Here is a 17,323-nt window from a genome sequence, read left to right as displayed (position 1 = left end):
CGATGATAGTGCTGCAACCAGTGTGAAAGTAGGTTATCGTCAAGCTAGTTATTAGTGAGAAGGCCCGGTCTGTGACCGGGCCTTTTTGCGTTTGGTCTTCTGTTTTGTCACACCTGTCCCAGATTTGAACAACGCGTGCGCCTTTTCAGGCGCAAAACGCGTGGCATGGCGTTTGCTCAATGACTGCATAACTTTTTAAAACCAGTCAGGAGACAACCATGCAGCATTCCCTCCGCATCCTCGCGGCCGCCGTCATCGCCACGGTGTCCATCTACGCTTACGCACACGGTAACGTCACGCCGCAGGGCGTCGACACCACCGGCTTGCCGCCACTGGGCGACAAGTGGCAGGAGCAGAATCCCTACCGCGGCAACAAGCTGGCGTTGAAGATCGGTTCCTCCGCCTACAACCAGAACTGCGCGCGCTGCCATGGCCTGGAAGCGGTCACCGGCGGCATCGCGCCCGATCTGCGCCTGCTTGATCGCGACTGCGTCGACGTCAAGAACGAGAACAAGAAGAAGGCCTGCTACAAGGACACCGACGCCTACTACCTGGCTTCCATCCGTCACGGCAAGGTGCGCAACGGCGCGGTGTACATGCCGCCGTTTGAGGGCGTATTCAATCAGGAAGCCATGTGGGCCATCAAGACCTACCTGGAAGCCCGCCGCGACGCCAACAAATAATCGGAGGCCGACATGCCTTTCCATCGTATGCGCGCCGCCGCGCTGCTGGCGGCTGGCGCGGCGCTGTGGTGCGCCTCGTCGCCGGCCAGTGCGGACTGGGACAAGATCCGCCAGTCCGGTCATTTAAAGGTCGCTGTCTACGATCAGTTTGCGCCATTCTCGGACCGCGGCAACGGCATCGACGTCGACCTGGCCAAGGCCCTCGCTGAAAAGCTCGGCCTCAAACTGAGCCTGCTGCCTTTCCCTGCGGGCGAAAACCTGAGCGATGATCTGCGCAACATGGTGTGGAAGGGCCACTACCTCGGCTACGGTCCCGCCGACGTCATGCTGCATGTGCCGGTTGAACCGCTGCTGATGAGCGAGAGTCCAAAGGTCTCCATCTTCGCGCCGTATCATGTGGAGACGGTGCGGCTGGTGCGCAGTGCGCGCAGTATGCCGGCGTTTGATGGCATCGATTCGCTGGCTGGTAAAACCATCGGCGTGGAGAAGGTGTCGATCGCTGGCATGGTGCTGCTGGGCGAAGGCAATGGCCGCTTCCGCGACCAGGTGCGCATCTTTGATACCGCCGCCGAAGCGCTGGCGCAATTAAAGGCCGGCCAACTGGATGCGGTGCTCGCCAATCGTTCCGAGATCGACGCGGTATTCCGCGACGATCCCGCGTTTCCTTTGAATGAAGTGACGTTCCAGCGCCTGCCGCGCGCCGGTTGGGCGGTCGGCATGGCGGTACGCAAGGAGGATCAGGACATGGGCCGTCTGCTGCAAGCGGCCTTGAATGAGATGAAGGCCAGCGGTGAGTTGCAGGCGATCTTCGCCCGCCACGGTGTGCACGAGCAGTCGCCATGAAGCGGCTTGCTGGCGTGGTGATGCTGGCGTGGGGCGGCGCTTTGGCGGCGGAAGCCGGTCCCGCCGCTGCGGCGTTGTCGGTTGACGTGGTGGGTGTCGCACCCTTGCCCGGGCTGGGCGTGGATCGGGATCGCTTGCCATATCAAGTGCAGACAGCCAGCGCGGCGGCGATGGGCCTGGGCGCCGGTCAGAATGCCGCCGAGTTCATGGCGCGCTCGCTGGCCGGCGTGAACGTCAATGAAATCTCGGGCAGCCCGTTCCAGAATGACCTGACTTTCCGCGGCTTTCGCGCATCGCCGGTGTTGGGGACTTCGCAAGGCATCTCGGTGTATCTGGACGGCGTGCGCGTGAACGAACCGTTTGGCGATGTGGTGAATTGGGACATGCTGCCGGAGGCGGCGATCTCCAGTGTGCTGCTGACACCAGGTTCGAATCCGCTGTTTGGATTGAATACGCTGGGCGGAGCTTTGGCACTGACCACCAAGTCCGGCCGCGGTCATGCGGGGCTGGAGGCTGGCGTGTCGGTGGCCAGCAATGGTCAGCGCCGCGCTGATTTAGCTTACGGTTACGACAGCGGCCGGCGCTGGCACGCCTTCGTCGCCGCCACCGGATTCGCCGATCGCGGCTGGCGCGATCGCTCGGATGGTCATCTCGGCAATGTGTATGCAAAGCTGGACGGTGTCGCCGGCGACAATGAATGGAGCATCGCCTTGCTGGCCGGGCGCAGTCGCCTGATCGGCAATGGCTTGCTGCCGGACGAGCTGTACGCCGTTGATCGGCGCGCGGTCTACACTTCGCCCGACGAGACCCGCAATCGCCTGCGCCAGCTGGTGTTGAACGTGATCCATCGGTTTGACGAGCGCACCGAGTTGACGGCGATGGCATATGCGCGCGGCAGCCGGCGCGACACCGTCAACGGCGATATCAATGATGATTTCCTTGAAGGCGAGAGTGAGCATCCGGCCACCTGGAACACCACGCGGACGCGCCAGTCCAGCCAGGGCGGCAACCTCCATCTGAGCATGGATGCCGGCACCCATCAATTGACCGCCGGCGTGAGCTTCGACCGCTCCAGCGTGCACTTTGCGCAGTACGCGCAAGAGGCGTGGTTTACGCCGGAGCGCACCGTCATCACAGATGCGGACCAAGAGGTCGATGCCGGCGCCTCGGTCAGCGGCCGCTCGCGTGCGGCCAGCATGTACGCGGCCGACACATGGGCGCTCGATGCGGCCACCTGGATAACGCTCTCGGCGCGCTACAACCATGCGCGCGTCAGTAACCAACTGCCGCCCAGTGACGTGGAACGCTTCAGTTACCGGCGCCTGAATCCTTCGCTGGGCATCGCTCATCGCGCGGCGGACGGATGGACGGTATTCGCCAATCTGTCGCAGAGCAATCGGGTGCCGACGGTGATTGAGCTGGGCTGCGCCGACCCTGAGCAGCCGTGCCGCTTGCCGGTTGGTCTGCAGTCCGATCCGTATCTGAAGCAAGTGGTCTCGCGTACCGTGGAGGCGGGCGTGCGCAATGCGACCGTTTCGGTTTCCTTGTATCGCACGGTGAACGATGACGATATCCTGTTCCGCAGCGCAGGCGTGGCGCAACATGGCTACTTCGCCAATTTCGACCGCACGCGGCATCAGGGCGCGGACCTGAGCGCAAGCAGCCAATGGGGCGACTGGGCTGCGCGCATCAGCTACAGTTATCTCGACGCCGTGTACGACGTGGAGGGTGACTTGTTCACCGGTGTGCGCGATGTGCATGTGAAGCCGGGCACGCGTATTGCCGGGCTGCCGCGCAATACCCTCAAGCTGGGTGTGGATTGGCGGCCGTCGCCGCAGCTCAAGCTGGGAGCGGATGTCAGCGCTGTCTCGGGCATGGCCGTGCAGGGCAACGAGGACGGACAGGCCGGCGTGGGTAGCAACGTGGCGGGCCATGTCTTGCTGGGATTACGCGTCAGTTATCAGCCATCGCCCAAGTGGGAGTGGTATGCGCGTGTGAACAATGTGGCCAACCGGCGTTACGCCAGCTTTGGGGCGGTGGGCGTCAATATGTTTTCAGGCGATGCGCCGCAGCCGTCCCGCTTTGTCGCACCCGGCGCGCCACGCTCGGTGGCGGCCGGTGTGCGGCTCGGTTTTTAGAACTGGTACTGGGCGCTGATGCCCAGTACCCAGTTGCGGTCCGGCGCCGCCTCGTAATAGCGCTTGTTGCTGTCGCCGACGATCACCGAACCGATGTAGCGCTTGTCGAGCAGGTTGTTCACGCGCAGGAACTGCTTGAAACGCCAGCCTTGCCATTGCTGGCTGGCGTGGAAGCGTGCATTCACCACGCCGTAGCCCGGCGCCGCCTGGTCGGCGTTGGCGTCCTCCGCGTAGATCTTGCCGCTGGCGAGTGCTTCCAGCGCGGCGCCGTAACGGCCTTCAGGTGCGCGCCATGCCAGCTCGCCGTAGGCATTGGCGTTGGGGATGCCCGGCAGGCGGCTGCCTTCCTGCACGGCGCCGAACGGCGAGTCGTACACCGCGCGCAGGCTGGTGAGCGCGACGCGGGTGCTCAGGCCATAAGCCAGGCTGCTGTCCAGCGACAGCTCCAGCCCCTGACGCAGCGTGCGGCCGGCGTTGCGGTAGCTGGTGCGCCCACCGCTGCTGGCGTCCACCACCAGTTCGTCGCGCGTGCGCACCTCGAACACCGCCGCGTTGAGCGAGGTGCCCTCTGCCGGATGTGCTTTCACGCCGGCTTCCAGGTGCGTGCTGGTGGCCGGCCGCAGGCGGAAGTTGAAACCGCCGCCAGTACCGGAATAGAACAGTTCATTCAGTGTCGGCGTCTCGAAACCGCGTGCGGCGCTGACGTAGGCGTGCAGCGACGGCGAGAACTGGTACATCACACCGGCCACCGGTGTGGTGTGGCTGTATGAGAGGTTGCCGCTGTCGTTGCCGTTGCTGAGGAAGTGATCGTCCACCGAGAACTTGACGCTGCTGTGGCGCACGCCCGCGCTCAGCATCCAGGCGCCGGATTGCCATTCGGTCTGCAGGTAAGGATCGGTGCTGGTGACTTTGTCGTCCTCGTCGCGCCGCAATGCGCCTTTGACGCCAAACTGCGTGCCGATGAAGTTCTCATAGCCTTTGCGCGCGTCGCTGGAGCGGCCATATTCGATGCCGATGGTGGTGCTCAGACGGCCGCCCGCCAGCGCCGCGACATGCAGCCAGTTGACATCGATGCCGTAGAAGTCGCGGTCAAAGTCCACCACGCCACCGGAGTGCGTGGCCGGGGCCTGGAAGGCTTTGGAAAAAGCCTGGTACTGCACCACGCCGCGGTTGCCGCCGTAAGCGGTGGCGCGCAGCTTGTCGTCGCCGAAACGTTGTTCCCAGCTGGCGCCGATCTGCTGGTGATCGATGCTCTTGCGGGTGTTGTAGCGGTCGGCCAATGTGCGCTTGGGCGATTGAGGATCGGCGCTGTCGGTCTCGCCGGCGCGCGGATCGCGCTGCCACGTGGCCCAGGTGACGCCGAGTGGATCTTGCGTGTCATCCTGGCGCAGCGCGTTGGCGACGATGTTCAGTTTCGCATCGGCCAACGGCGTCAGGGTCAGTTTGGCGTAGGCCTGGTCGCGGGTGGCCGCACTGTGGGCGCGGTAGCCGTCCGTCTCGAAACGCGAACCGTCGATGACGTAGCCCACGTTCCCCAGTTTCCCTTGCGCGTTGAGGTCCGCCTTGCGGCTGCCGTAGCTGCCGGCCGACAGCGTGGTTTCCACCGATGGCGCGCCGTCGCCTTCACGCGTGAACAGCTGGATCACGCCGCCCGAATGATTGCCATAGATGGCTGAGAAGGGGCCGCGCAGCACTTCGATGCGCTCCGCCATATCGAGGTTGAAGGTAGCGGCCTGCCCCTGGCCGTCCGGCATGCTGGCCGGGACGCCGTCGGTGATCAGTTTCACCCCACGCACGCCGAAGGCCGAGCGGGCGCCAAAGCCGCGTGAGGAAATCTGCAGATCCTGCGCGTAGTTCTGGCGGTTGGCCGCCACCAGCCCCGGCACCGCCGCCAGCGCCTCGCTGGCGTTGACGCGTGGCTGGGTTTCGGTGATGCGCGCGGCGTCGATGATGTCGACCGCCGCCGGCATGTCAAAAACGGTGTGACCGACGCGGGTGGCGCTGATCACCACCGTGTCTTGCGGCGCGATGGCCTCCTCGGCGGCGATCGCGCCGCTGGCCGCGAACAGGGCGGCAACCGCGTTCAGGCGAAATAGTGCTGGTCTCATGTGGTCTCCATACTGGTTGGTCTTATACCAGACCGGTAAGCAATATACCTGCCATCCGGATTTTGTGGTGGCACGTTGATTGCACCTTTCCGCCTATTTGTTCCGGGAGGTGACACCATGAAGCGTATTGTCCTGTTGCTGGCCGCGCTGTGCGGCCCAGTCTTTGCCGCGCCGCTGGCCTATGTACCGAACGAGAAGTCCGGCAGCGTGAGCGTGATCGATACCGCCAGCGGCGCCGTGCTGCGCGAATTCGCCGCCGGCCAGCGGCCGCGCGGCGTGGCTGCCGATCCCGCCGGAACCCGGCTGTACGTCGCCGACGCGGCCGGAAATTCCTTGTTGATCATCGATGCCGCCAGCGGCACCATCGAGCGCCGCATCCCGCTGGGCAAATCGCCCGAGGGCGTGAGCGCTTCCGCCGATGGGCGCTATGTCGCGGTCGCGGTCGAGGAGAGCAACAGCGTGGCGTTGATCGATGCGCGCGGCGGCCAGCTGCTGGCCGATATCCCGGTACTGGGCAGGAATCCCGAGCATGCCGTGTTCAGTCCCGATGGGCGCTGGCTGCTGGTCAGCGCGGAGGAGGCGGAGCAGGTGGATGTCATCGATGTCGAGGCGCGCCGGCAAAGCGGCTCGGTGGCGGTCGGTCTGCGTCCGCGCGGCATGGGATTCAGTCCGGACGGCGCGCGCGCCTACGTGGCCTGCGAGCTGGCCAACGCCGTGTACGTGGTGGACATGGCCAGCCGCGCCGCGATCGCGCGCGTTCCCGCCGGGCGCAACGCCAACGGCATCGCGGTCCATCCGGGCGGGCGCGAAGTCTACGTCTCCAATGGCATTGACGGCAATGTGATGGTGATCGACACCGCCGCCAACGCGGTGCGCGCCACCATCGCGGTGGGCAAGCGGCCCTGGAACATGGCGCTGACGCCGGACGGCGCGCTGCTGTACGTCGCCAATGGCCGCTCCAACAGCGTATCGGTGATCGACACCGCCGCCGCGACGCGCCAGAGCGATATCGCGGTGCGCGAGCTGCCGTGGGGGGTGGTGATCCGTTGAGCCACACCGCTGTTCCAAAGATGAACAGTGTGACGGTGGCCCAAGCCGGTCTCATAGGGCGCGCGTGCTGGCACGGCGTTTGCGAAAAGGAGAGGGCGCAGTATTCGCAGCCGCGATCAGCGGCCTCACAACCAAGCAGAAAGAGGACGACATGAATCTTGCAGACATCAGCAAACTGGGCGTAGCCAATCCGTTCAAACAACGCTACGACAACTACATCGGCGGCAAATTCGTCGCTCCGGTCAAGGGCGAATACTTCGCCAACGTAACGCCGATCACCGGCCAGGTGTTCTGCGAGATCGCCCGCTCCACCGCCGAAGACGTGGAACTGGCGCTGGACGCCGCGCACGCCGCCAAAGCCGCATGGGGCAAGACCTCGCCGGCCGAACGCGCCGGCATCCTGAACAAGATCGCCGACCGCATGGAAGCCAACCTGCAGCTGATCGCCACCGCCGAAACCATCGACAACGGCAAGCCTATCCGCGAAACCCTGGCGGCCGACATCCCGCTGGCGATCGATCATTTCCGCTACTTCGCCGCCTGCGTGCGCACCCAGGAAGGCTCGATCGCGCAGATCGACGCCACCACCTACGCCTATCACTTCCATGAGCCGCTGGGCGTGGTCGGCCAGATCATCCCGTGGAACTTCCCGATCCTGATGGCGGTGTGGAAGCTGGCGCCGGCGCTGGCAGCCGGCAATTGCGTGGTGCTCAAGCCCGCCGAGCAAACCCCGGCCTCCATCATGGTGCTGCTGGAGCTGGTCGCCGACCTGCTGCCGCCGGGCGTGATCAACGTGGTCAACGGCTTTGGCCTGGAGGCGGGCAAGCCGCTGGCGTCGAGCAAGCGCATCGCCAAGATCGCCTTCACCGGCGAGACCGGGACCGGCCGCCTGATCATGGGTTACGCGGCGCAGAACCTGATTCCGGTGACGCTGGAGTTGGGCGGCAAATCGCCCAACATCTTCTTCGAGGACGTGATGGACGCCGACGACGAGTTTTTCGACAAGTGCCTGGAAGGCTTTACCATGTTCGCGTTGAACCAGGGCGAGGTGTGCACCTGCCCGTCGCGCGTGCTGGTGCAGGAATCGATCTATGAGAAATTCATCGCGCGGGCGCTGGAGCGCGTGGCTCGGATCAAGCAGGGCAGCCCGCTCGATCCGGACACCATGATCGGCGCCCAGGCCTCGCAGGAGCAGCTGGAAAAAATCCTGTCCTACATCGACATCGGCAAACAGGAAGGCGCGCAGGTGCTGGCCGGCGGCGAGCGCAATCTGCAGGGCGGCGACATGAAGGAAGGCTACTACGTGCGTCCGACCGTGTTCAAGGGCGACAACAGCATGCGCATCTTCCAGGAGGAGATTTTCGGCCCGGTGGTCTCGGTCACCACCTTCAAGGACGAAGCGGACGCCCTGCGCATCGCCAACGACACGCTGTATGGCCTGGGCGCCGGCTTGTGGACGCGCGACGGCGCGCGCGCCTTCCGCGTCGGCCGCGCCATCCAGGCCGGCCGCGTGTGGACCAACTGCTACCACTTGTACCCGGCGCACGCCGCGTTCGGCGGCTACAAGCAATCGGGCATCGGCCGAGAGAATCACAAGATGATGCTGGACCACTACCAACAGACCAAGAACCTGCTGGTCAGCTATAGCCCGAACGCGCTGGGCTTCTTCTGACCATGGCCAGCCTCATCGCCCGCGTCACAGCCACGCCGGCGGCCCTCGCGCTGCTGGCGCGGCTGCGCAGCCTGTATGGGCCGCTGATGTTCTTCCAGTCCGGCGGCTGCTGCGACGGCAGCGCGCCGATGTGCTTCCCGGCGGGGGAGTTCGATGTCAGCGACACCGACGTCTATCTCGGCAACCTGGAAGGCACGCCGTTCTACATGGGGCGCGAGCAGTTCGGGTATTGGGAGCACACGCAGCTGATTATCGACGTGGTCGAGGGGAACGGCGGCATGTTCTCGCTCGATAACGGCAGCGGCGTGCGTTTCCTTACCCGCTCCCGCTTGTTCAGCGATGAGGAACTGGCGGCGCTGCGGCCAACTTGAACACACAGTACGTAAAACCATAATAAACAGGAGATCATCGTGCAGAAGAAAATTGTCGTAACGCTGGCGGGAGCCGCTGTCCTGTCGCTGGCACAGGCGGCGGACGTCACCACCGCCATGTTGAAGAACGCCGCCAGCAGCACCGATAGCGTGCTGGCCTTCGGCTTCGGCACCGAGGGCCAGCGCTATTCGCCGCTGGCGCAGGTGAATACGAAGAACGTCGGCAAGCTGGTGCCGGCGTGGTCGTTCTCGTTCGGCGGCGAGAAGCAGCGCGGCCAGGAGTCGCAGCCGCTGATCTACAAGGGCAAGATGTTTGTCACCGCCTCGTACTCGCGCATCTTTGCCATCGACCTCAAGACAGGCAACAAGCTGTGGAAGTATGAGCACCGTCTCCCGGACGGCATCATGCCATGCTGCGACGTGGTGAATCGTGGTGCCGCCTTGTACGGCAATCTGGTCATCTTCGGCACGCTGGACGCGCAGTTGGTGGCGCTGGACCAGGAGACCGGCAAGGTGGTGTGGAAGGAGAAGGTCGACGACTACGCCGCCGGCTATTCGATGACCGCCGCGCCGCTGATCGCGGACGGGGTGCTGCTGACCGGCGTATCGGGCGGTGAGTTCGGCATTGTCGGCCGCGTGGAGGCGCGCAATCCGTTGACCGGCGATTTGCTGTGGACCCGTCCCACCGTCGAGGGCCACATGGGCCATCGCTACGACAAGGACGGCAACCCGATCGACAACGGCATCTCCGGCACCACCAACAAGACCTGGCCGGGCGATCTGTGGAAGACCGGAGGCGCTTCGACATGGATGGGCGGCACCTACGATCCGAAGACCGGCCTGGCCTACTTCGGCACCGGCAATCCGGCGCCCTGGAACAGCCACCTGCGCCCGGGGGACAACCTGTATTCCTCGTCCACCGTGGCGCTGGACGTGAAGACGGGCCAGATCAAATGGGCCTACCAGAACACGCCCAACGATTCCTGGGACTTCGACGGCGCCAACGAATTCGTCACCTTCGACATGAATGGCAAACGCTATGGCGGCAAGGCCGACCGCAACGGCTTCTTCTACGTGATCGACGCGAACAACGGCAAGCTGCAAAACGCCTTCCCGTTCGTGCGCAAGATTACCTGGGCTTCCGGCATCGACCTGAAGACCGGCCGCCCGAACTTCATCCCGGCCAACCGTCCGGGTGATCCGACCAAGGGCGAGGAAGGCAAGAAGGGCAGCACGGTATTCGCCGCGCCGGCCTTCCTCGGCGCGAAGAACCAGATGCCGATGGCGTACAGCCAGCAGACCGGCTACTTCTACGTGCCGGCCAACGAGTGGGGCATGGACATCTGGAATGAGCCGATCAGCTACAAGAAGGGCGGCGCCTACCTGGGCGCGGGCTTCACCATCAAGCCGCTGTTCGACGACTACATCGGCGCGCTGCGTGCGGTCGATCCGAAGAGCGGCAAGATCGTGTGGGAGGTAAAGAACAACGCGCCGCTGTGGGGCGGCGTGATGGCCACCGCCGGTGGCCTGGTGTTCTATGGCACGCCGGAAGGCTACCTGAAAGCGCTGGATGCGAAGAGCGGCAAGGAGTTGTGGAAGTTCCAGACCGGCTCCGGCGTGGTGGCGCCGCCGGTGACGTGGCAGGACGGCGACACGCAGTACGTGGCGGTGGTCTCGGGCTGGGGCGGCGCGGTGCCGCTGTGGGGCGGCGACGTCGCCAAGAAGGTCAACTTCCTGGAGCAGGGCGGCTCGGTGTGGGTGTTCAAGCTGGCCTCTAAATAGTTTTCTGGTTGATGTGTCTTTTGGGCGGCCACGGCCGCCCTTTTTTTAAAAACTATAAGGGAGACGAAAATGAAAAAAATAATGATGCTGGGTGCGGTCGGCATGGCGGCAAGCGCGCAAGCGGTGGACTTCAAGGCCGGCGAGTGGAACGTTTCGCTGGGCGGTATCGTCAACGCCTACTACACGCAGGTGTCGTGCGGCGGCGACGCGGTGGGCGGGCTGGCGCTGGGCAGCAAGGTCGTGGGCTGCGGCGGACAGGATAACCGCACCACCATCGGCAACGGCCTGCTGCCGAACGGGCTGGTGACGTCGGCTTCGTCGCGTCAGGGTGATTATGACGTGAAGGCGCTGATCGGCATTTACAACGCCACCGCGACCGATAGCGCGATCTCCGCCAATAGCGGCGTCGACGTGCGCCAGGCCTTCTTCACGTTCGGGAATGCGGACATGGGCACCATCAAGATCGGCCGCGACAACGGCATCTTCGGCGCCACGCCGATTTTTGCCGACATGACGCTGATCGGCGCCGGCGCGCCGGTGCAGGCCACGCAGCGCGGCCGCGTCACGCTGGGCCATATCGGCGCCGGCTACAGCTACGTGGGCTATTACGGCCAGATCGCCTGGAGCGCGCCGAAAACGGCGTCGGGCCTGGGATTCGACGTGGCGCTGGTCAGCCCGGTGGCCAACACGCCGGTGGTGACGGCGCCACAGTATTCAACCAGGAGCAGCCCTCAGGTGCAGGCGCAGTTGAGCTATGCGTCCAGTGGCTTCAAGGCCTGGCTGGGGGCGAAGACGCAGAAATTCGAAGCGACCACGCCGGGCGTGCGCGACTTCACCATGTCCGGCGTGGAGGCCGGGGCGTCGTACGCACAGGGTGCTTTTGGCGTGCTGGCCAACTTCCAGGGCGGTAAGGGGCTGGGCATCCTGTCGGATGCCGACCAGGGCGACACCAAGTCCAAGGCGTGGTTTGCGCAAGCTACCTACAAGCCGGCGGAAAAAGTGAAGCTCGGCGCCAGCTACGGCATCAGTCGCAATGACGACAACACCCCCGGCACTGGCGGCCTGAAATCCAATGCCAATCTCACGCTCGGCCTGTACTACCAGATGACCAGCGCGATCACGCTGGTGGGGGAAATCGGCCAGACCCGTTCAAAAGGCTTCGCCGGCGGCGAGGGCAAAATGAATGGCGCCTCGCTGGGCGGCATCATCTTCTTCTGATGGCCTCGCGCCCACCTCACAGGAAGGCGGCATGGCGCCGCGCGCTGGCTTGCATGCTGTGCATGTTGGCCGGCGCGTTGGCGCTGTTGCTCGGCGCCACGCCAGCACAGGCGGGTGTGCTGACACGCGCGGACGTGGCGCGGCGTTTTCCGGCGCCACTGATCGTGGGCGAACGCGATGCCGAACTGCCGGTATGGCCGCTGTTCAAGCAGGACGCCACGGCGGTGGCGTTGGCCGGCTACGTGTTCGAGTCCGCCGACCTGGCGCCGATTCCCGGCTTCGCGGGCGTGCCATTGAATCTGCTGGTGGCGATGGATGCGCAGGGCATCTTCACCGGCGTGGAGGTACTGTCGCATCACGAGCCGGTTTTCCTCGAAGGACTTGGGGATGGACCGTTGAAGCAGTTCGTCCAACAATATCGCGGACTGTCGCTAAAGCAGAACATCAGTATCGGCGGCACCGGCCGTGTTCATATCGACGGTGTGGCCAAGGCCACGGCGTCGGTGCGCATCATCAATCAAAGCGTGCTGGCGGCGGCGCTGAAGGTCGCGCGCGCCCGGCTTGGCTATGGTGCGGGGCGCGATCCGGGCCAGATCGCACAGGTTCGGGAAGATATCTATCAGCCGCTCGATCTCGGGCAGATGCTGCGCCGTGGGCTGGTGCAGTACCTGAGGGTGAGCAATCGCGAGGTCGAACAGCTGTTCAAAGGCAGCGATGGCGCCGGTCTCGATGCGGAGGCGCGCACGCGGCCGGACGGCACGTTCATCGAGTTGTATCTGGCCATGGCGTCGGTGCCGACGGTGGGCCGCAACCTGCTGACCGAAACCGGGTGGCGCAAGCTGCAATCTCGGCTGGAGCCGGGCGAGCACGCGCTGATGGTGATGACGGCCGGCCGCCATAGCCTGACCGGCGAGGGCTTTGTGCGCGGCAGTGTGCCGGACCGTATACTTTTGCGGCAGGACCAGCTGCCGATCGAGATGCGCGACGTGGACCTAGATTTGAAACTGGCGGTGCCGCTGGAGACGCCCAACGTGACGCTGTTCCGCGTGACCAGCCAGGCCGGCCTGGATCCCGCCGCACCGCTGGATATCGCGCTGCCGATCACGCGCAGCAAGGGCATCATCTATCCGGAGCGTATCGTGCGCGAACTGGGTTTGCGTTACCAGCTGCCGGCGGAACTGCTGATCGCGCCGGAGGCCGACGCCAAATCGTGGTCCGCCGTCTGGGAACAGCGCCGCTGGGAACTGCTGGTGCTGGCGATGGGTTTGCTGGTGCTCAGCGTGGCGCTGCTGATGCAGAAATGGCTGGTCGCCGGCAATGCACGGCTGGCGTGGTTCCGCTGGACTTATCTGGCCTATACGGTAGGATTTGTTGGTTATTACGCGCAGGGACAGCTTTCCATCGTTAACATCACCGGTGCGTTGCAGGCATTGCTGGCCGGGCGCGGCTTGACGTTCATGCTGTTCGATCCGATGACGGTGGCGTTATGGGGCTTTGTGTTGTTCTCGCTGCTGCTGTGGGGGCGCGGCACCTTCTGCGGCTGGCTATGTCCCTTTGGCGCGCTGCAGGAGTTCGTCGGCAAAGCGGCGCGCTGGCTGCGGGGCCCGCAGCTGCGCATGCGCCATGCATCGCATATGTGGCTTGGGCGTGCGAAGTATGTGTCGCTTGTGGCGATCGCCGTCAGTGTTTTCCTGCCCGGACAAATGACGGACAGATTGGTGGAGCTCGAGCCGTTCAAGACCACCATCACGCTGGGCTTCGTCCGCGCCTGGCCGTATGCAGCGTATGCGGCGGCGTTGCTGCTGGCCGGCGGTGTGGTGTACAAATTCTTCTGCCGTTACCTCTGCCCCTTTGGCGCGGCGCTGGCGCTGCTGGGCAAAGTGCGGTTGCTGAACTGGATCCCACGTTACGCGCAGTGCGGCACGCCATGCCAGACCTGCCGGCATCGCTGCGACTATCAAGCCATCGCGCCCGATGGCAAGGTAGCCTATGACGAATGCTTCCAGTGCCTGGACTGCGTGGCGATCTACGAGAGCGACCAGAGATGCGCGCTGCGCATAGGGGAGCGCAAGCAGTCCGTGATACCGATCCGTGAGATCACCAGGAGCCGCGCATGAGGCGCCGTACTTTCATCACCAGCGCCATTGGCGCGATCGCCGGCGCGGCCGGATGCGCGCACTCTTGGCAACAACCCTTGCATACCGGCGCGGCGCTGGCGTTCGGGACCACCATCTCAATCTCGGTGGCGCACGCGGACGAACAGCTGGCGCGGCGCGCGATCGCGGATGCCCTGCAAGCGGCGTGCGCCGTCGATAGATTGATGAGCATTTATCGTCCGGCCAGTCAGGTGTATCAACTCAACCGCGACGGCATGCTGCGTAAACCGGATGGCCGGTTGCTCGAGGTGCTGACGATGGCCGCGCACCTGTCGGACATCAGCGACGGCGCTTTCGATATCACCACGCAGCCGTTATGGCGTTTGTACAACGAAGCCGCACGTGAGGCCACGCTGCCGTCGGCGTCCGACCGGCGCCGCGCGCAGGCACTGGTGGACTGGCGGCAGTTGAGGTTCGACGCCGATCATGTACGCTTCCTGCGGCCCGGCATGGCGCTGACGCTGAACGGACTGGCACAAGGCTACGCCGCCGATCAGGCCTTGTCGGCGCTGCAGGCGCACGGCGTGCGCCACGCCTTGCTCGATACCGGCGAATTCACCGCGCGCGGACGGAAACCGGGACGGCAACCGTGGGTGCTGGGCGTGCGCGATCCACGCGACCCCAATGCGCTGGTGACGACGTTGAACGCGCAGGGCTGCAGCGTGGCCACCTCCGGTGATTATGAATGTGTGTTCACGCCGGACTACGCGCATCACCATATCTTCGATCCGGCCAGCGGCGACTCGCCCACCGAACTGGCGAGTGTCACCGTGGTGGCGCCCACCGCCGTCGAGGCGGATGGTTTGTCGACCGCCTTCATGGTGATGGGATGGGAGCGCGCGCAGGCGCTGGCCGCGCAGTTGCAGGCGGTCGATCTGATGGTGATCGACAAACAGGGCCGCTGCCGGCGCACGGCCGGATTCCCCGGCCATGCGTGAGCTATTTCAAATGCGGCACCTTGCGGTAGATGGTGTTGCGCGAAACCCCCAGCGCGCGCGCCGTGGCGGACACGTTGCCACCATGCGCTTCCAGTGTGCGCAGGATGACCGACTGCTCCATCTCTTCGAGATTGGCGCCGCAAGCGATCATGCGCGTAGTGTCGGCCATCACGGGCGCGGTCGTCGCGGAAGCCGCTTCGCCGATATCGTCGAGGAAGTCGTCCGGCATGTGGCGCAGGCCGATTTCCGGCTCGTCGCCGGCCATCACAATCGCTGTGCGCAGCAGATTGGTCAATTGGCGGAAGTTGCCCGGCCAGCGATGGCGGTGGAACATGGCCATCAACTCGTCGGCCACTTCGTACCTGCCTATGGCGGATTCGGTGGCGATGATCTTGCGGACCACGGTTTCCAGGTCGGTACGCTCGCGCAGCGGCGGCAGTTTCACCACCAGTCCATTCAGGCGGTAGTACAAGTCCTCGCGGAACAGGCCCTGGCTGATGCGCTCGCGCAGATTGTGGTTGGTGGCGCAGATCAGTTCCACGTTCACCGGAATCGACTTGTCGCTGCCGAGCGGCGTCACCATGCGTTCCTGCAGCACGCGCAACAGGCGCGCCTGCAGGCTGAATGGCATGTCGCCGATCTCGTCGAGGAACAGCGTGCCGCCGTTGGCTTGCAGGATCTTGCCGGTGGCGCCTTTCTTGCGCGCGCCGGTGAAGGCGCCGTCCTCGTAGCCGAACAGTTCAGACTCGATCAGCGTCTCCGGTATCGAAGCGCAATTGACGGCAACGAAGGGATGCTGGCTGCGCGGCGAGTCGTTGTGGATCGCCTGCGCCAGCAGTTCCTTGCCAGTGCCGGTCTCGCCCATGATCATGATCGGGATGTCCTTGCCCAGCACGCGCGTGACTTTTTCGATCACCAGCTCCAGTTGCGGATCGCCGGTGCGCAGGTAGCGCAGGCCGGACAGGCGGCGTGTCTGCGCCGCCGACTGGTTGGCCGCCACGGCGGGCGTCGCCGGCGGCGCACGGCCCGGGATCAGCGATTGCTGGAACACGCTGTTGGTCAGCCGCAGTTGCGCGCGGCCGTAGACACGCACGCCGTTGTGCATGCACAGGTTGAGCAGGCCGGGCGCCGCCGTGCTGTAGTGATCGTACAGCGCCGACAGCGGCAAGCCGAACAGCGAACTGAAGGTGTGCGATTGCAGCGCCGAGAGCGGCAGGCCCAGTTGGAACAGACCATTGCGGTTGGCGGCCAGGAAGCGGCCGCCGGGGCTGAACGAGGCGATGCCCTCCATCAGCGTGCCGATGAATTCGGGGCGCGAATGGAAGTGAATCGTGATGGCGTCCTCGAAGGTGGCGGAGAACAGCTGGTTCTCTATCATCAGCGCCGACATGCGCACCAGCGCCATGGTGTGCCGATGGTAGCTGCGGCTGTCGCCGGAAACGTCGAGCACGCCGATGACGTTGCCCATGTGGTCGGAGATGGGCGCGGCCGAGCAGGTCAGGAAATGGTTGGCCGCCAGGTAATGTTGATCGGCATGCACCAGCACCGGCGCGCCCTCAATAATGGCCGAGGCGATCGCGTTGGTGCCGCGCTTCTGCTCGGACCAGGACACCCCGGGGCTCAGCGCCACGCGCTTGGCTTTCTCCAGGAAGTCGTCGTCACCCAGCGAGTGCACGATGACGCCGTTGGCGTCGGTCAGCAGCACCATGTTGTGGGTGTTGACGATTTGCTGGTAAAGCGTTTCCATCGCCGGGATGGCGTGGGTGTGCAGCAGACGGTTTTGCTCTATCAGTAGCGACAGGTCGTTGCGCGCGAGCGGGTCGTAGTCCGGCGTCGATTGCGGACACAACCCGTATTTTTGCGAGCGTTGATGCGAGGTTTCGATGATGACGGGCAGATTGTCGGCCCAGGCTCCGCTTGCAGGCGAGTTGTTCAAATCTGGAGCAAGTTTATGTTCCATAGTCGTCTCTGTGTCTCCGGCGGCCGTTAGCGGCTCTGTTATGCCTGCAAGGTGTTCCATAATGTAGCACCTGTGCAGGAACTGAGCAAAAGCGCTGCTGTCTGCTGTTGCTATCCTGGTTTAAGCAATTGCGATGCCAATGAAAAATAGGCCTTGGCAAATGCGGTGCGCCTTTGCTATAGTTCGGTCCCTCGCAAAACACCGCAGCGCTGCAAAGCGAAACGATGAAGAAACGAGGGGTTGACGAGACGTACGAAACACTACATAATCTCGCTTCTCTGCTGCGAACAAAACGCTTCGCAGCGCAAGACAAGATCTTTAAAAATTAACAGTCGATAAGTGTGGGCATTTGGTGCTGCAACAAAAAGCATTAAATGCTCAAACAAAGAAATACTGTCAGTATT

At 64.2% G+C, this 17,323-nt stretch carries 12 protein-coding genes; 10 read left to right on the top strand and 2 right to left on the bottom strand.

What is annotated here, in order from left to right; translation table 11 throughout:
* Positions 1–218 precede the first annotated feature (218 nt).
* The 3 genes from pedF to FHW83_RS30215 are packed head-to-tail and all read left to right on the top strand — an operon-like array spanning position 219 to position 3,664.
* On the top strand, positions 219–683 hold the full coding sequence (pedF, locus tag FHW83_RS30225) for a cytochrome c-550 PedF (protein ID WP_176650073.1): 465 nt from the start codon (positions 219–221) through the stop codon (positions 681–683).
* Between the two features lie 12 nt (positions 684–695).
* Positions 696–1,526, top strand: coding sequence for an ABC transporter substrate-binding protein (locus tag FHW83_RS30220; RefSeq protein WP_229224427.1), 831 nt, complete (start codon positions 696–698; stop codon positions 1,524–1,526).
* Positions 1,523–3,664: a TonB-dependent receptor gene (locus FHW83_RS30215; protein WP_176650072.1), complete on the top strand. Its 2,142-nt coding sequence runs from the start codon at positions 1,523–1,525 to the stop codon at positions 3,662–3,664. The genes FHW83_RS30220 and FHW83_RS30215 overlap by 4 nt, the downstream gene beginning before the upstream one ends.
* Here the strand turns inward: FHW83_RS30215 and FHW83_RS30210 are convergent.
* Positions 3,661–5,772: a TonB-dependent receptor gene (locus tag FHW83_RS30210; protein WP_176650071.1), complete on the bottom strand. Its 2,112-nt coding sequence runs from the start codon at positions 5,770–5,772 to the stop codon at positions 3,661–3,663. The genes FHW83_RS30215 and FHW83_RS30210 overlap by 4 nt on opposite strands.
* A gap of 117 nt (positions 5,773–5,889) precedes the next feature.
* Here FHW83_RS30210 and FHW83_RS30205 point away from each other — a divergent pair, with 117 nt between their 5' ends.
* From FHW83_RS30205 to FHW83_RS30175, 7 genes are all read left to right on the top strand, one after another.
* Positions 5,890–6,822, top strand: coding sequence for a beta-propeller fold lactonase family protein (locus FHW83_RS30205; protein WP_176650070.1), 933 nt, complete (start codon positions 5,890–5,892; stop codon positions 6,820–6,822).
* A 151-nt stretch (positions 6,823–6,973) separates the two neighbouring features.
* Positions 6,974–8,494, top strand: coding sequence for an aldehyde dehydrogenase (gene adh / locus FHW83_RS30200; RefSeq protein WP_176650069.1), 1,521 nt, complete (start codon positions 6,974–6,976; stop codon positions 8,492–8,494).
* A 2-nt stretch (positions 8,495–8,496) separates the two neighbouring features.
* Positions 8,497–8,865: a DUF779 domain-containing protein gene (locus FHW83_RS30195; protein ID WP_176650068.1), complete on the top strand. Its 369-nt coding sequence runs from the start codon at positions 8,497–8,499 to the stop codon at positions 8,863–8,865.
* Positions 8,866–8,904: 39 nt separating this feature from the next.
* Entirely contained in the window at positions 8,905–10,647 is a 1,743-nt protein-coding gene (locus FHW83_RS30190; protein WP_176650067.1) for a PQQ-dependent methanol/ethanol family dehydrogenase, read from the top strand.
* A 69-nt stretch (positions 10,648–10,716) separates the two neighbouring features.
* Positions 10,717–11,865 carry a porin gene (locus FHW83_RS30185; protein ID WP_176650066.1) on the top strand — a complete coding sequence of 383 codons (1,149 nt, stop codon included), beginning with the start codon at positions 10,717–10,719 and terminating at the stop codon, positions 11,863–11,865.
* Between the two features lie 53 nt (positions 11,866–11,918).
* Positions 11,919–13,982, top strand: a complete 2,064-nt coding sequence (locus FHW83_RS30180) for a 4Fe-4S binding protein (protein WP_176650065.1) — start codon at positions 11,919–11,921, stop codon at positions 13,980–13,982.
* Complete coding sequence (locus tag FHW83_RS30175) at positions 13,979–14,959, top strand: FAD:protein FMN transferase (protein WP_176650064.1); 981 nt, start codon at positions 13,979–13,981, stop codon at positions 14,957–14,959. The genes FHW83_RS30180 and FHW83_RS30175 overlap by 4 nt, the downstream gene beginning before the upstream one ends.
* A 1-nt stretch (position 14,960) precedes the next feature.
* Here FHW83_RS30175 and FHW83_RS30170 read toward each other — a convergent pair whose 3' ends face one another.
* The gene (locus FHW83_RS30170; protein WP_176650063.1) at positions 14,961–16,919 is read right to left on the bottom strand and encodes a sigma-54-dependent Fis family transcriptional regulator; all 1,959 of its coding nucleotides are present in this window, start codon (positions 16,917–16,919) and stop codon (positions 14,961–14,963) included.
* Between the last annotated feature and the right edge of the window lie 404 nt (positions 16,920–17,323).

Source organism: Duganella sp. SG902 (genome assembly GCF_013376005.1).
Taxonomy (GTDB): Bacteria; Pseudomonadota; Gammaproteobacteria; order Burkholderiales; family Burkholderiaceae_D; genus Rugamonas.
This window is presented reverse-complemented; position numbering and strand designations above follow the sequence as displayed.

Bases quoted from the DNA above. Each gene is read 5' to 3' on its own strand.
- pedF (WP_176650073.1), top strand. From the start codon at position 219: ATGCAGCATTCCCTCCGCATCCTCGCGGCCGCCGTCATCGCCACGGTG.
- FHW83_RS30220 (WP_229224427.1), top strand. From the start codon at position 696: ATGCCTTTCCATCGTATGCGCGCCGCCGCGCTGCTGGCGGCTGGCGCG.
- FHW83_RS30215 (WP_176650072.1), top strand. From the start codon at position 1,523: ATGAAGCGGCTTGCTGGCGTGGTGATGCTGGCGTGGGGCGGCGCTTTG.
- FHW83_RS30210 (WP_176650071.1), bottom strand. From the start codon at position 5,772: ATGAGACCAGCACTATTTCGCCTGAACGCGGTTGCCGCCCTGTTCGCG.
- FHW83_RS30205 (WP_176650070.1), top strand. From the start codon at position 5,890: ATGAAGCGTATTGTCCTGTTGCTGGCCGCGCTGTGCGGCCCAGTCTTT.
- adh (WP_176650069.1), top strand. From the start codon at position 6,974: ATGAATCTTGCAGACATCAGCAAACTGGGCGTAGCCAATCCGTTCAAA.
- FHW83_RS30195 (WP_176650068.1), top strand. From the start codon at position 8,497: ATGGCCAGCCTCATCGCCCGCGTCACAGCCACGCCGGCGGCCCTCGCG.
- FHW83_RS30185 (WP_176650066.1), top strand. From the start codon at position 10,717: ATGAAAAAAATAATGATGCTGGGTGCGGTCGGCATGGCGGCAAGCGCG.
- FHW83_RS30180 (WP_176650065.1), top strand. From the start codon at position 11,919: ATGCTGTGCATGTTGGCCGGCGCGTTGGCGCTGTTGCTCGGCGCCACG.
- FHW83_RS30175 (WP_176650064.1), top strand. From the start codon at position 13,979: ATGAGGCGCCGTACTTTCATCACCAGCGCCATTGGCGCGATCGCCGGC.
- FHW83_RS30170 (WP_176650063.1), bottom strand. From the start codon at position 16,919: ATGGAACATAAACTTGCTCCAGATTTGAACAACTCGCCTGCAAGCGGA.